This window comes from Streptomyces sp. NPDC059092, from assembly GCF_042756365.1.
In the GTDB taxonomy this organism is placed as follows: Bacteria; Actinomycetota; Actinomycetes; order Streptomycetales; family Streptomycetaceae; genus Streptomyces.
The window spans coordinates 22,962-35,600 of record NZ_JBHZEJ010000066.1 but is presented as its reverse complement, the minus strand read 5'-3'; the positions used below and the strand labels follow the sequence as shown (position 1 = coordinate 35,600).

Annotated in this window: 24 protein-coding genes; all 24 read right to left on the bottom strand. The window is 66.3% G+C overall.

Features of this window, described 5'->3' with window-relative positions:
* Positions 1 to 45: 45 nt before the first annotated feature.
* Positions 46 to 450: a 30S ribosomal protein S11 gene (rpsK, locus tag ACFXPL_RS29480; RefSeq protein ID WP_003956432.1), complete on the bottom strand. Its 405-nt coding sequence runs from the start codon at positions 448 to 450 to the stop codon at positions 46 to 48.
* Positions 451 to 516: 66 nt separating this feature from the next.
* Positions 517 to 897: a 30S ribosomal protein S13 gene (rpsM, locus tag ACFXPL_RS29475; protein WP_384925271.1), complete on the bottom strand. Its 381-nt coding sequence runs from the start codon at positions 895 to 897 to the stop codon at positions 517 to 519.
* Positions 898 to 1,080: 183 nt separating this feature from the next.
* The gene (gene rpmJ, locus ACFXPL_RS29470; protein WP_003956441.1) at positions 1,081 to 1,194 is read right to left on the bottom strand and encodes a 50S ribosomal protein L36; all 114 of its coding nucleotides are present in this window, start codon (positions 1,192 to 1,194) and stop codon (positions 1,081 to 1,083) included.
* 57 nt (positions 1,195 to 1,251) lie between these two features.
* Complete coding sequence (infA, locus tag ACFXPL_RS29465; protein ID WP_003956442.1) at positions 1,252 to 1,473, bottom strand: translation initiation factor IF-1; 222 nt, start codon at positions 1,471 to 1,473, stop codon at positions 1,252 to 1,254.
* Between the two features lie 177 nt (positions 1,474 to 1,650).
* The gene (gene map, locus ACFXPL_RS29460) at positions 1,651 to 2,487 is read right to left on the bottom strand and encodes a type I methionyl aminopeptidase (protein WP_384925269.1); all 837 of its coding nucleotides are present in this window, start codon (positions 2,485 to 2,487) and stop codon (positions 1,651 to 1,653) included.
* Between the two features lie 137 nt (positions 2,488 to 2,624).
* Entirely contained in the window at positions 2,625 to 3,290 is a 666-nt protein-coding gene (locus tag ACFXPL_RS29455) for an adenylate kinase (RefSeq protein ID WP_384925266.1), read from the bottom strand.
* Positions 3,290 to 4,609, bottom strand: a complete 1,320-nt coding sequence (gene secY / locus ACFXPL_RS29450) for a preprotein translocase subunit SecY (protein ID WP_384925264.1) — start codon at positions 4,607 to 4,609, stop codon at positions 3,290 to 3,292. Before secY ends, ACFXPL_RS29455 begins: the two co-directional genes overlap by 1 nt.
* 235 nt (positions 4,610 to 4,844) lie before the next feature.
* Positions 4,845 to 5,303 (bottom strand): 50S ribosomal protein L15, encoded by a 459-nt coding sequence (rplO, locus tag ACFXPL_RS29445; protein WP_329828621.1) that lies wholly within the window; start codon positions 5,301 to 5,303, stop codon positions 4,845 to 4,847.
* 1 nt (position 5,304) lies between these two features.
* A complete protein-coding gene (gene rpmD / locus ACFXPL_RS29440) occupies positions 5,305 to 5,487 on the bottom strand; it encodes a 50S ribosomal protein L30 (protein WP_024491595.1) in 183 nt (60 codons plus the stop codon).
* Positions 5,487 to 6,086, bottom strand: a complete 600-nt coding sequence (rpsE, locus tag ACFXPL_RS29435) for a 30S ribosomal protein S5 (RefSeq protein ID WP_384925261.1) — start codon at positions 6,084 to 6,086, stop codon at positions 5,487 to 5,489. The genes rpmD and rpsE overlap by 1 nt, the downstream gene beginning before the upstream one ends.
* A gap of 46 nt (positions 6,087 to 6,132) precedes the next feature.
* Positions 6,133 to 6,516, bottom strand: coding sequence for a 50S ribosomal protein L18 (gene rplR / locus ACFXPL_RS29430; RefSeq protein WP_384925258.1), 384 nt, complete (start codon positions 6,514 to 6,516; stop codon positions 6,133 to 6,135).
* A gap of 3 nt (positions 6,517 to 6,519) precedes the next feature.
* Positions 6,520 to 7,059 carry a 50S ribosomal protein L6 gene (gene rplF, locus ACFXPL_RS29425; RefSeq protein ID WP_384925256.1) on the bottom strand — a complete coding sequence of 180 codons (540 nt, stop codon included), beginning with the start codon at positions 7,057 to 7,059 and terminating at the stop codon, positions 6,520 to 6,522.
* 21 nt (positions 7,060 to 7,080) lie between these two features.
* Entirely contained in the window at positions 7,081 to 7,479 is a 399-nt protein-coding gene (gene rpsH, locus ACFXPL_RS29420; RefSeq protein ID WP_384925254.1) for a 30S ribosomal protein S8, read from the bottom strand.
* Positions 7,480 to 7,743: 264 nt separating this feature from the next.
* Positions 7,744 to 7,929: a type Z 30S ribosomal protein S14 gene (locus tag ACFXPL_RS29415; protein ID WP_003948630.1), complete on the bottom strand. Its 186-nt coding sequence runs from the start codon at positions 7,927 to 7,929 to the stop codon at positions 7,744 to 7,746.
* A 2-nt stretch (positions 7,930 to 7,931) separates the two neighbouring features.
* On the bottom strand, positions 7,932 to 8,492 hold the full coding sequence (rplE, locus tag ACFXPL_RS29410; protein ID WP_030351443.1) for a 50S ribosomal protein L5: 561 nt from the start codon (positions 8,490 to 8,492) through the stop codon (positions 7,932 to 7,934).
* Positions 8,492 to 8,815 (bottom strand): 50S ribosomal protein L24, encoded by a 324-nt coding sequence (rplX, locus tag ACFXPL_RS29405; protein ID WP_030351442.1) that lies wholly within the window; start codon positions 8,813 to 8,815, stop codon positions 8,492 to 8,494. The genes rplE and rplX overlap by 1 nt, the downstream gene beginning before the upstream one ends.
* Before the next feature lie 2 nt (positions 8,816 to 8,817).
* Positions 8,818 to 9,186, bottom strand: a complete 369-nt coding sequence (rplN, locus tag ACFXPL_RS29400) for a 50S ribosomal protein L14 (protein ID WP_003966950.1) — start codon at positions 9,184 to 9,186, stop codon at positions 8,818 to 8,820.
* Between the two features lie 118 nt (positions 9,187 to 9,304).
* Positions 9,305 to 9,589: a 30S ribosomal protein S17 gene (gene rpsQ, locus ACFXPL_RS29395; RefSeq protein ID WP_384925251.1), complete on the bottom strand. Its 285-nt coding sequence runs from the start codon at positions 9,587 to 9,589 to the stop codon at positions 9,305 to 9,307.
* Positions 9,589 to 9,813, bottom strand: coding sequence for a 50S ribosomal protein L29 (gene rpmC / locus ACFXPL_RS29390; RefSeq protein ID WP_031230018.1), 225 nt, complete (start codon positions 9,811 to 9,813; stop codon positions 9,589 to 9,591). Before rpmC ends, rpsQ begins: the two co-directional genes overlap by 1 nt.
* Positions 9,813 to 10,232 (bottom strand): 50S ribosomal protein L16, encoded by a 420-nt coding sequence (gene rplP, locus ACFXPL_RS29385; protein WP_003966953.1) that lies wholly within the window; start codon positions 10,230 to 10,232, stop codon positions 9,813 to 9,815. The genes rpmC and rplP overlap by 1 nt, the downstream gene beginning before the upstream one ends.
* A 5-nt stretch (positions 10,233 to 10,237) precedes the next feature.
* Positions 10,238 to 11,086 carry a 30S ribosomal protein S3 gene (gene rpsC / locus ACFXPL_RS29380; protein WP_384925248.1) on the bottom strand — a complete coding sequence of 283 codons (849 nt, stop codon included), beginning with the start codon at positions 11,084 to 11,086 and terminating at the stop codon, positions 10,238 to 10,240.
* Positions 11,086 to 11,433: a 50S ribosomal protein L22 gene (gene rplV, locus ACFXPL_RS29375; protein WP_119286202.1), complete on the bottom strand. Its 348-nt coding sequence runs from the start codon at positions 11,431 to 11,433 to the stop codon at positions 11,086 to 11,088. The genes rpsC and rplV overlap by 1 nt, the downstream gene beginning before the upstream one ends.
* 41 nt (positions 11,434 to 11,474) lie before the next feature.
* Entirely contained in the window at positions 11,475 to 11,756 is a 282-nt protein-coding gene (gene rpsS, locus ACFXPL_RS29370) for a 30S ribosomal protein S19 (protein WP_003966956.1), read from the bottom strand.
* A gap of 12 nt (positions 11,757 to 11,768) precedes the next feature.
* Positions 11,769 to 12,605, bottom strand: coding sequence for a 50S ribosomal protein L2 (gene rplB / locus ACFXPL_RS29365; protein WP_129770859.1), 837 nt, complete (start codon positions 12,603 to 12,605; stop codon positions 11,769 to 11,771).
* Positions 12,606 to 12,639: the final 34 nt, after the last annotated feature.

Here is a 12,639-nt window from a genome sequence, read left to right as displayed (position 1 = left end):
ACCCCCACGCCCCCAGCCCGAAACTCCACCGCGGCCGGTGCTACCTCAGACGCGGCGGCGCTTGGGGGGACGGCAGCCGTTGTGCGGGGTGGGGGTGACGTCCTGGATCGAGCCCACCTCCAGGCCGGTGGCCTGGAGCGAGCGGATCGCGGTCTCACGGCCGGAGCCGGGACCCTTGACGAAGACGTCGACCTTGCGCATGCCGTGCTCCTGCGCGCGGCGGGCGGCCGACTCGGCGGCCATCTGCGCGGCGAAGGGGGTGGACTTGCGCGAGCCCTTGAAGCCGACGTGGCCGGCGGAGGCCCAGGAGATCACGTTGCCCGAGGGGTCCGTGATCGAGACGATGGTGTTGTTGAACGTGCTCTTGATGTGGGCGTGCCCGTGAGCGACGTTCTTCTTTTCCTTGCGGCGCACCTTCTTGGCAGCGCCCTGACGACCCTTGGGGGGCATCTATCTCTCCTACAGGGAGGTGGTCGGTCCTACAGCGAAGACCGCTGGTGAGCGTCCGGCTGAGGACTACTTCTTGCCCGGCTTCTTCTTGCCGGCGATCGCGCGACGCGGACCCTTGCGGGTACGGGCGTTCGTGCTGGTGCGCTGACCGTGCACCGGCAGGCCGCGGCGGTGACGCAGACCCTGGTAGCAGCCGATCTCGACCTTGCGGCGGATGTCGGCGGCGATCTCGCGACGGAGGTCACCCTCGGTCTTGAGGTTGCCGTCGACGTACTCGCGGATCTTGACGAGGTCTTCCTCGGCAAGGTCGCGGACGCGGACGTTGGCGTCCACGCCGACGGCGGCGAGGGTCTCCTTGGACCGGGTGCGCCCGATACCGAAGACGTAGGTGAGGGCGACCTCGACGCGCTTGTCGCGCGGGAGGTCAACGCCTGCGAGGCGTGCCATTCATGGCTCCTGATGTGTCGGAGGTCTACCGCAGTGTCTGTCCCGGCTGCCGTACGGCGTCCGTACGGTCCGGGTCCCCGGCCTCCGCCGGAGGTGTCGGTCCCATCGCGTGGGAGCCGGACACTGCGTCATTACGTTTGCTCGCGTCGCGCGAAGTACTGCGAGGTGCTGGGGGGTCTTGCGTCAGCCCTGGCGCTGCTTGTGGCGCAGGTTGTCGCAGATGACCATGACCCGGCCGTGACGGCGGATCACCTTGCACTTGTCGCAGATCTTCTTGACGCTCGGCTTGACCTTCATGGGATTGAGGTTCTCCGGGTCAGTGCGTACGCCCCGGTGAAGGGACGTCCACAAGATCTACTTGTATCGGTAGACGATCCGGCCACGCGTCAGGTCGTACGGAGACAGCTCCACCACGACCCGGTCATCGGGAAGGATCCGGATGTAGTGCATCCGCATCTTGCCGCTGATGTGCGCGAGGACCTTGTGACCGTTCTGCAGCTCCACCTTGAACATGGCGTTCGGGAGGGACTCGATCACGGTGCCCTCAATTTCGATGGCACCTTGCTTCTTGGCCACGCTTCGCCCTTCGAATCGGCTACCTTGATCGATTCTGGCAATCGCATGAGGACACACGGGTACACCAGAGCCGACGCGTCAGTCTACGGGAGCCCACCCGAAAAGACGAATCCGTTCAGTTTGCCCACCGTGGAAGATCTTTAAGCAGGGGCCGCGAGGGCGGCTCCGAGGCGTGCTCTAGGCGAGCGGGTCGGGCGCCGCCGTGACACCCAGCTCCGCCAGCTTCGCCCTGCCGCCGTCGGGGGCGGTGAGGACGAGGGGGCCCTCCTCCGTCAGCGCCACCGAGTGCTCCCAGTGCGAGGACCAGGTCCCGTCGGTCGTGATGACCGTCCAGTCGTCCTCCAGCACCTGCGTACGGGGGGTGCCGAGGGAGACCATCGGCTCGATCGCCAGGCAGAAGCCGGGGATCAGCTTGGGGCCCTTGCCGCGCTTGCGCGTGACGTAGTTCAGCAGGTGGGGGTCCATGTGCATCTCGGTGCCGATGCCGTGGCCGCCGTACTCCTCGATGATCCCGTACTTGCCGCCACCGGGGCGCGGCTGGCGCCTGATGTACGTCTCGATCGCGCGGGAGACGTCGATGAGGCGGTTGCCGGCGCGCATGGCCGCGATGCCCGCCCACATCGACTCCTCGGTCACCCGGGACAGCTCGACCAGCTCCGGGGCGTGACCGGTGCCGACGAAGGCCGTGAAGGCCGCGTCGCCGTGCCAGCCGTCGATGATCGCGCCCGCGTCGACGGAGATGATGTCGCCGTCCTTGAGGACCGTCGTGTCGTCGGGGATGCCATGGACGACGACCTCGTTGACCGAGGTGCAGATCGTCGCGGGGAACCCGCCGTACCCGAGGAAGTTCGGCTTCGCGCCGTGCTCGGCGAGCACCTTGCGGGCGACCTGGTCGAGATCCCGGGTGGTGGCGCCGGGCACCGCGGCCTCGCCGGTGGCGGCGTGCACGGCCGCGACGACCAGCCCCGCCTCGCGCATCTTCGCGATCTGCTCGGGGGTCTTGATCTCCACCATGCCTGTGCCTTCCACCTGACTGTCAGAGAATCGATACGCCGGGCCCTGCGGCCCACGGCGCCTGCTCAACAGTACGGCCGTGGTGCCCCTGGGACACCACGGCCGTACTGGTCATTGCTGGGGCTTGCGGGGCCCGGTCAGGCCTGTGAGGCCGGATCGCGCTCCAACGCGGCCATCGCACGCTCGGTCACCTCGGTGACCTTGCCGAGCGCCGAGATCGTCACGACCAGGCCCTGCGCCCGGTAGTGGTCGATGATCGGCTCGGTCTGCGTGTGGTAGACCTCCAGCCGCGTCCGTACGGTCTCCTCGGAGTCGTCGTCCCGCTGGTAGAGCTCGCCGCCGCAGACGTCACAGACGCCTTCCTGCTTCGGCGGGCTGTACGTCACGTGGAAGACGTGCGCGCTGTCGTTGCGGCAGATGCGCCGGCCGGCGATCCGCTTCACGACCTCCTCCTCGGGGACCTCCAGGTCCAGTACGGCGTCGAGGTGCACGCCGTCCGTCGTGAGCGCCTTGTCGAGCGCCTTCGCCTGCGACACATTGCGCGGGAAGCCGTCCAGCAGGAAGCCGTTCTCGGCGTCCGGCTGGGCCATGCGGTCCTGCGCCATCGCGATGGTGACCTCGTCGGGCACGAGATTCCCGGCGTCCATGTACGCCTTCGCCTGTTTGCCGAGGTCGGTGCCCTGGCTGATGTTGGCGCGGAACAGGTCGCCCGTGGAGATGTGCGGGATCGACAGGTTCTTGGCGAGGTACGCGGCCTGCGTTCCCTTGCCGGCACCGGGCGGTCCGACGAGGACGATTCGCATCAGCGGAGGAACCCTTCGTAATTGCGCTGCTGAAGCTGGCTCTCGATCTGCTTGACGGTCTCCAGCCCCACACCCACGATGATCAGGATGCTCGTCCCGCCGAACGGGAAGTTCTGGTTGGCACCGCCGAAGCCCGCCAACGCCATCGTCGGTACGAGAGCGATCAGCCCCAGGTACAGCGAGCCCGGCCAAGTGATCCTGTTGAGCACGTAGCTCAGGTACTCGGCCGTGGGCCGGCCTGCCCGGATACCCGGGATGAACCCACCATACTTCTTCATGTTGTCGGCGACTTCTTCGGGGTTGAACGAGATCGCCACGTAGAAGAAGGCGAAGAACACGATCAACAGGAAGTACGTCGCGATGTAGTACGGGTGGTCGCCCTTGACGAAGTGGGCCTCGATCCAGGTCTTCCACGCCGAGTTCCCGCTGGAGAACTGCGCGACCAGAGCCGGGATGTAGAGCAGCGACGACGCGAAGATGACGGGGATCACACCCGCCTGGTTCACCTTCAGCGGGATGTACGTCGACGTACCGCCGTACGACCGACGGCCGATCATGCGCTTCGCGTACTGCACGGGGATACGGCGCTGGGCCTGCTCGACGAAGACGACGAGGCCGACCATCACGAAGCCGATGAGGATGACCGTGCCGAACTCGATCCAGCCGTCCGCGAGCTCGCCGCTCTGCTTGATGGCCCACAGCGCGCCGGGGAAGCCCGCGGCGATCGAGATGAACATGAGGATGGACATGCCGTTGCCGATGCCCTTGTCGGTGATCAGCTCACCGAGCCACATGACGGCGGCGGTGCCGGCGGTCATGGTGATGACCATGACGACGGTGACGAAGATCGACTGGTCGGGGACGATCTGCGACGCCACCGGGCAGCCGCTGAACAGCGCGCCGCTGCGTGCGGTGGCCACCAGCCCGGTGCCCTGGAGCACGGCGAGGGCGACAGTCAGGTAGCGGGTGTACTGCGTGATCTTGGCCTGGCCGGAAGAGCCCTCTTTCTTGAGGGCCTCCAGCCGGGGGATGACCACGGTCAGGAGCTGCAGAATGATGCTCGCGGTGATGTACGGCATGATGCCGAGCGCGAAGATCGTGATCTGCAGCAGCGCCCCGCCGCTGAACATGTTCACCAAGCCGAACAGGCTGTTGTTGCCCTTCTGGGCCGCGTCGACACAGATCTGGACATTCGCGTAGCTGACACCGGGCACGGGCACGTGCGCCCCGAGCCGGTACAGCACGATGATGCCGAGTGTGAAGAGCAGCTTCTTGCGCAGGTCGGGCGTCTTGAACGCCCGGGCGAACGCGGTGAGCACGGTGCCTCCTGCGACCCCCGCGCTACTGCGTCAGAGGTGACGGTATTGAGGATCGACGGATACGGGAACGAGCTGGTCCCGGAGCGCGACTCCGGGTCCGGGGAGCGAGCCCCCGGCTTCGTACAGCAACAATGCACGCCACCTTACCGGCGACAGTGCCCCCCTAGGAACGACCAACCGGGGATGCCCCTTGGAAGAGGCATCCCCGGTCGGGTGTTCAGGCCATCGAGTTGTCTCAGACGAGCTCGGTGACGGTGCCGCCGGCGGCGGCGATCTTCTCCTTGGCGGAGCCGGAAACGGCGTCAACCGAAACCTGCAGCGCCACGGTGATCTCGCCCTGGCCCAGGACCTTGACGAGGCTGTTCTTGCGCACCGCACCCTTGGTGACCAGGTCGGCCACCGTGACCTCGCCACCCTCGGGGTAGAGGGCGGAGAGCTTGTCCAGGTTCACCACCTGGTACTCGGTGCGGAACGGGTTCTTGAAGCCCTTCAGCTTCGGGAGACGCATGTGGAGGGGCATCTGCCCGCCCTCGAAGCGCTCCGGAACCTGGTAACGGGCCTTGGTGCCCTTGGTACCACGACCTGCGGTCTTACCCTTGGACGCCTCACCACGACCCACACGGGTCTTGGCGGTCTTGGCGCCCGGGGCAGGACGGAGGTTGTGGGCCTTCAGCGGGCCGTTGTTCTCGGCCATGTCAGTCGACCTCCTCGACCGTGACGAGGTGCCGCACGGTGTTGGCCATGCCGCGGAACTCGGGACGGTCCTCCTTGACGACCACGTCGTGCAGGCGCTTCAGCCCGAGCGAACGCAGCGTGTCACGGTGGTTCTGCTTGCTGCCGATGTACGACTTCGTCTGCGTGATCTTGAGACGGGCCATTACGCACCCGCTCCCGCACGCGCACGGAGCAGAGCGGCCGGGGCGACGTCCTCAAGGGGCAGACCGCGGCGGGCCGCGATCTCCTCGGGACGCTGCAGACCCTGGAGGGCCGCGACCGTCGCGTGCACGATGTTGATCGCGTTGTCCGAGCCGAGCGACTTCGACAGGATGTCGTGGACGCCCGCGCACTCCAGCACGGCACGCACCGGGCCACCGGCGATAACGCCGGTACCGGGGGAAGCCGGCTTGAGCAGGACGACGCCCGCGGCCTTCTCGCCCTGGATCGGGTGAGGGATGGTGCCCTGGATACGGGGGACCTTGAAGAAGTTCTTCTTGGCCTCCTCAACACCCTTGGCGATGGCGGCCGGAACCTCCTTCGCCTTCCCGTAACCGACGCCTACGGTGCCGTCACCGTCGCCCACCACGACCAGCGCGGTGAAGCTGAAGCGACGACCACCCTTCACGACCTTGGCGACACGGTTGATCGCGACAACGCGCTCAACGTAAGCGGTCTTCTCGGCGGCACTGCCGTCGCGACCCTTCCGGTCCCGCCGCTCGCCGCCACCGGCACCGCTTCCGCGGCGCTGGGGTCCAGCCATTGGATTTACCTCTCTCTGTTACGTCCGTTAGTCCCGGAACCGGGGCCTAGAACTTCAGCCCGGCTTCGCGGGCGGCGTCAGCCAGAGCGGCAATGCGCCCGGCGTACCTGTTGCCACCACGGTCGAACACGACAGCCTCGACACCCGCGGCCTTGGCGCGCTCGGCGACCAGGGCGCCGACCCGCTGGGCCTGGGCGCTCTTGTCGCCCTCGCCACCACGGATCGAGGTGTCCAGGGTCGACGCCGAAGCGAGCGTGTGGCCCGCGATGTCGTCGATGACCTGGGCGACGATGTTGCGGTTGGAGCGCGTCACGACGAGGCGAGGACGCTCCGGCGTGCCGGAGACGTGCTTGCGCACGCGGATGTGACGACGCTTGATGGCGGCGCGCTTGTACGCGTCACCCTTGGCGATCTTTACACCGTATGCCATGGCTTACTTACCCGCCTTTCCGACCTTGCGGCGGATGACCTCGCCCGCGTACTTGACGCCCTTGGCCTTGTACGGGTCGGGCTTCCGCAGCTTGCGGATGTTAGCGGCGACCTCGCCGACCTTCTGCTTGTCGATCCCCTCGACCGTGAACTTCGTGGGGTTCTCGACCTTGAAGGTGATGCCCTCAGGGGCCTCGATGAGGATCGGGTGGCTGTAGCCCAGGGCGAACTCCAGGTTGGAGCCCTTCGCCTGGACGCGGTAGCCGACACCGCTGATTTCGAGCGCCTTGATGTATCCCTGGGTCACGCCGGTGATCATGTTCGCCACCAGCGTGCGGGACAGGCCGTGGAGGGCCTTGTTCTGACGCTCGTCGTTGGGGCGCAGCACCGAGAGGGTGCCGTCCTCGCCCTTGGTGACCTCGATCGGCGCGGCGACGGTGTGCGAGAGGGACCCCTTGGGGCCCTTCACCGCGACCGTGCGGCCATCGATGGTGACGTCCACACCGGCGGGAACCTGGATGGGGAGCTTGCCGATTCGCGACATGAGCTTTTCCTCCGTTCCCGACTACCAGACGTAGGCGAGGACTTCCCCACCTACGCCCTTCTTGCCTGCCTGCTGGCCGGTCAGGAGACCGTGGGACGTGGAGATGATCGCCACGCCCAGGCCACCGAGGACCTTCGGCAGACTGGTGGACTTCGCGTACACGCGCAGACCCGGCTTGGAGATGCGCTTGATGCCGGCGATCGAACGCTCGCGGTTCGGGCCGAACTTCAGCTCCAGGACGAGGCTCTTGCCGACTTCGGCGTCCTCGACCTTCCAGCCGGTGATGAAGCCCTCCTGCTGGAGGATCTCCGCGATGTGCGACTTGATCTTGCTGTGCGGCATCACGACGTCGTCGTGGTATGCCGAGTTCGCGTTACGCAGACGCGTGAGCATGTCTGCGATGGGATCAGTCATGGTCATGAGTTGGCCTTCGGCCTCTCTCGCCGGGGTTTCCTGTATGCGCCATCCCTCTCCCCGATCAGAGTCGGGACGGGTGCGGTGCGGGGACCTACGGCGTAGTAAGTCAGTCATGGACGGCGGGCGCCCAACCCCACAAGCCTACGGCATGTGAAGGAAGGCCCCCGCCAACCAAATTGCTTACCGAGAGCTTCGAGCAGTTCCGCCCACCGTCGCCCGACCGCCACCCCTCAAGGGCGGCCTTCGGCCGACGGATTGGATTCGGAACTACCAGGAGCTCTTGGTCACGCCCGGCAGCTCGCCACGGTGGGCCATCTCACGAAGGCACACGCGGCACAGGCCGAACTTGCGGTAGACGGAGTGGGGCCGGCCGCAGCGCTGGCAGCGGGTGTAACCGCGCACACCGAACTTCGGCTTGCGGGCGGCCTTAGCGATCAGAGCCTTCTTCGCCACGGTCAGTTCTCCTTGAACGGGAAGCCGAGGTGACGAAGGAGGGCACGACCCTCGTCGTCGTTGGTCGCCGTGGTGACCACGGTGATGTCCATGCCCCGGACCCGGTCGATCTTGTCCTGGTCGATCTCGTGGAACATGACCTGCTCCGTGAGACCGAAGGTGTAGTTGCCACGGCCGTCGAACTGCTTCGGCGACAGGCCGCGGAAGTCACGGATACGCGGCAGCGCGAGCGACAGCGTACGGTCCAGGAACTCCCACATGCGGTCACCGCGGAGGGTGACGTGGCAGCCGATCGGCTGCCCCTCGCGCAGCTTGAACTGCGCGATCGACTTGCGGGCCTTGGTGACGGACGGCTTCTGGCCGGTGATCGTGGTGAGGTCCTTGATGGCACCCTCGATCAGCTTGGAGTCGCGGGCGGCGTCGCCCACACCCATGTTGACCACGATCTTGACGAGGCCGGGGATCTGCATGACGTTCTCGTAGGAGAACTCCTCACGCAGCTTGCCGGCGATCTCCTCGCGGTAGCGCAGCTTCAGACGCGGCGCGGTAGTGGTCGCAGTCATCAGATGTCCTCACCGGTCCGCTTGGCAACGCGGATCTTGTTGCCCTCGTCGTCAAAGCGGTAGCCGACGCGGGTAACGACCTTCTTGCCGTCCTTCTCCACGACCAGCTGAACATTGCTGATGTGGATGGGGGCTTCGGTGGTCACGATGCCACCGGTCTGCGAACCGCGAGCCGTCTGTCCGGCCTTGGTGTGCTTCTTGACCCGGTTGACACCCTCGACGAGAACACGGTCCTGCGTGGGGTAGGCCACAATGACCTTGCCCTGCTTGCCCTTGTCCTTACCGGTGATGACCTGAACCAGGTCGCCCTTCTTGATCTTCATGCTTACAGCACCTCCGGCGCGAGCGAGATGATCTTCATGAACTTCTTCTCGCGCAGCTCACGGCCCACCGGGCCGAAGATACGGGTGCCACGAGGGTCGCCGTCGTTCTTCAGAATGACGGCGGCGTTCTCGTCGAAGCGGATGTACGAGCCGTCCTGACGACGACGCTCCTTCACGGTGCGAACGATGACCGCCTTGACGACGTCACCCTTCTTCACGTTGCCACCGGGGATCGCGTCCTTGACGGTGGCGACGATGACGTCACCGATGCCCGCGTAGCGACGACCCGAGCCACCGAGAACACGGATGGTGAGAATTTCCTTCGCACCCGTGTTGTCGGCGACGCGCAGTCGCGACTCCTGCTGGATCACGTCTATCTCCTGATCGTCTGCCGGTTCCCCGGGGGCCGCTCATCCGTGGACGCGCGGCTCCCGGAGCCTGGCGGAACTGTTCCGAGGGGAAACCCCCTCGGAGGGGGACCTGCTGGTGTTACTTGGCCTTCTCGAGGATCTCGACGATGCGCCACCGCTTCGTGGCGGACTGCGGCCGGGTCTCCATCAGGAGGACGCGGTCGCCGACGCCGGCGGCGTTCTGCTCGTCGTGGGCCTTGAGCTTGTTCGTACGGCGGATGACCTTGCCGTACAGAGCGTGCTTGACGCGGTCCTCGACAGCGACGACGACGGTCTTGTCCATCTTGTCGCTGACAACGAGACCCTCACGGGTCTTGCGGTCTCCGCGGTCGGCCTTGGTCTCGGTCACGTTGTTCTCAGTCATCAGGCGCTCTCCACCGTCTCGATGCCCAGCTCGCGCTCACGCATCAGGGTGTAGATCCGCGCGATGTCCTTGCGCACGAGCTTCAGCCGCCCGTGGTTTTCGAGCTGACCGGTCGCCGCCTGGAAGCGGAGGTTGAACAGCTCTTCCTTGGCCTCGCGGAGCTTGTCGACAAGCTCCTCGTTGCCCAGCTCGCGCAGTTCGGACGCCTTGGTCACGGCCGCCATCACGACTCACCTGCCTCGCGCCGAACGATCCGGCACTTCATCGGAAGCTTGTGAGCAGCGCGGGTAAGCGCCTCACGCGCAATCTTCTCGTTCGGGTAGGACAGCTCGAACATCACCCGTCCCGGCTTGACGTTCGCGATCCACCACTCGGGGGAACCCTTACCGGAACCCATGCGGGTCTCGGCGGGCTTCTTCGTGAGCGGACGGTCCGGGTAGATGTTGATCCAGACCTTGCCGCCACGCTTGATGTGACGCGTCATGGCGATACGAGCGGACTCGATCTGCCGGTTCGTCACGTAGGCGGGGGTCAGCGCCTGGATGCCGTACTCGCCGAACGCAACCTGCGTTCCACCCTTGGACATACCGCTGCGCTTGGGGTGGTGCTGCTTGCGGTGCTTGACCCTACGGGGGATCAGCATTTCGGTCAGGCCTCCGTTCCGCCGGTAGAAGAGGTCGTCGCCTCGGCGGCCGGAGCAGCGGTGGCGTCGGCCTTGGGGGCCTCGGCTCCCGGGCTCTGCTGCGGCTTGCGGCCACGTCCGCCACGCTCGCCACCGCGGCCACCACGGCCGGCGGGACGGTCGTTGCCGCCACCGCGGGCGGGACGGTTACCGGCGCGCGCCGCGGCGTTCTCGGCGCGGACCTCGGCGATGTTCTTGACGTCGCCCTTGTAGATCCAGACCTTCACACCGATGCGGCCGAAGGTCGTCTTGGCCTCGAAGAAGCCGTAGTCGACGTTGGCACGGAGCGTGTGCAGGGGCACACGGCCCTCGCGGTAGAACTCCGAGCGGGACATCTCGGCGCCGCCGAGACGGCCACCGCACTGGATCTTGATGCCCTTGGCGCCGGCCTTCATCGTCGACTGCATGCTCTTACGCATGGCGCGACGGAAGGAGACACGCGAGGAGAGCTGCTCGGCCACGGCCTGGGCCACGAGCTGAGCGTCCACCTCGGGGTTCTTGACCTCAAGGATGTTGAGCTGGACCTGCTTGCCGGTCAGCTTCTCCAGCTCGCCGCGGATGCGGTCGGCCTCGGCGCCGCGGCGGCCGATGACGATGCCCGGACGCGCGGTGTGGATGTCGACGCGGACGCGGTCACGGGTGCGCTCGATCTCCACCTTGGAGATGCCGGCCCGCTCCATGCCCTTCGTCATCATGCGACGAATGGCAACGTCTTCCTTGACGTAGTCCGAGTACAGCTTGTCGGCGTACCAGCGGGACTTGAAGTCCGTGGTGATACCGAGCCGGAACCCATGCGGGTTAACCTTCTGGCCCATTACCGGGTTCCTTCCTTGCTGCTGACGACCACGGTGATGTGGCTGGTCCGCTTACGGATCCGGTAGGCACGACCCTGCGCGCGCGGCCGGAACCGCTTCAGGGTCGGACCCTCGTCCACATACGCCTCGCTGATGACCAGCGAATTGGCGTCGGAGTGGTCGTAGTTGTGCGCGGCGTTGGCAATGGCGCTGTCAAGCACCTTGCCTACCGGCACGCTCGCGGCCTGCGGGGCGAAGCGCAGGACCGCCTGAGCCTCCGTGGCATCCATGCCACGGATGAGGTCCACCACGCGGCGGGCCTTCATGGGCGTGACGCGGATGTACCGCGCCTGGGCCCTGGCTTCCATGGTTGTCCCTTCGGTGAGAGTCATAGTCAGTTCACCCCGCGTTAGCGGCGCTTCGACTTCCGGTCGTCCTTGACGTGGCCTCGGAAGGTGCGAGTCGGCGAGAACTCGCCGAGCTTGTGGCCGACCATGGACTCGGTGACGAACACCGGGACATGAATCTTGCCGTTGTGCACCGCGATCGTGTGGCCCAGCATGGCCGGGACGATCATCGAGCGACGGGACCAGGTCTTGATGACGTTCTTGGTGCCTGCTTCGTTCTGTACGTCCACCTTCTTGATGAGGTGTCCGTCGACGAAGGGCCCCTTCTTGAGACTGCGCGGCATCTAAACCCGCTCCTAGCGCTTCTTGTTCGTCTTGCGGCGGCGGACGATGTACTTGCTGCTTGCCTTCTTCGGCGAGCGAGTACGACCCTCCTTCTGACCCCACGGGCTGACCGGGTGGCGACCACCGGAGGTCTTGCCCTCACCACCACCGTGCGGGTGGTCGACCGGGTTCATCGCGACACCGCGGACGGTCGGGCGGACGCCCTTCCAGCGCATACGGCCGGCCTTGCCCCAGTTGATGTTCGACTGCTCGGCGTTGCCGACCTCGCCGATGGTGGCGCGGCAGCGGACGTCGACCAGCCGGATCTCGCCGGACGGCATGCGGAGGTGGGCCATGGAGCCCTCCTTCGCCAGGAGCTGCACGGAGGCACCCGCGGAACGGGCGAACTTCGCGCCGCCGCCGGGCCGCAGCTCGATGGCGTGGATGGTCGTACCGACCGGGATGTTGCGCAGCGCCAGGTTGTTGCCGGGCTTGATGTCGGCGGCCGGACCGTTCTCGACACGGGCGCCCTGCGCCAGGCCACGGGGGGCGATGATGTAGCGCTTCTCGCCGTCCGCGTAGTGGAGCAGCGCGATGCGCGCGGTGCGGTTCGGGTCGTACTCGATGTGCGCGACCTTGGCAGGCACGCCGTCCTTGTCGTGACGACGGAAGTCGATCACGCGGTAGGCGCGCTTGTGGCCACCACCCTGGTGGCGAACGGTCACACGACCGGCGTTGTTACGGCCGCCCTTGCTGTGCAGCGGGCGGACCAGCGACTTCTCCGGCGTGGACCGCGTGATCTCGACAAAGTCGGCGACGCTGGAGCCACGACGGCCCGGGGTCGTCGGCTTGTACTTGCGGATACCCATTGTCTCTCAGTCCTCGGAAGAATTCCGGATCCTG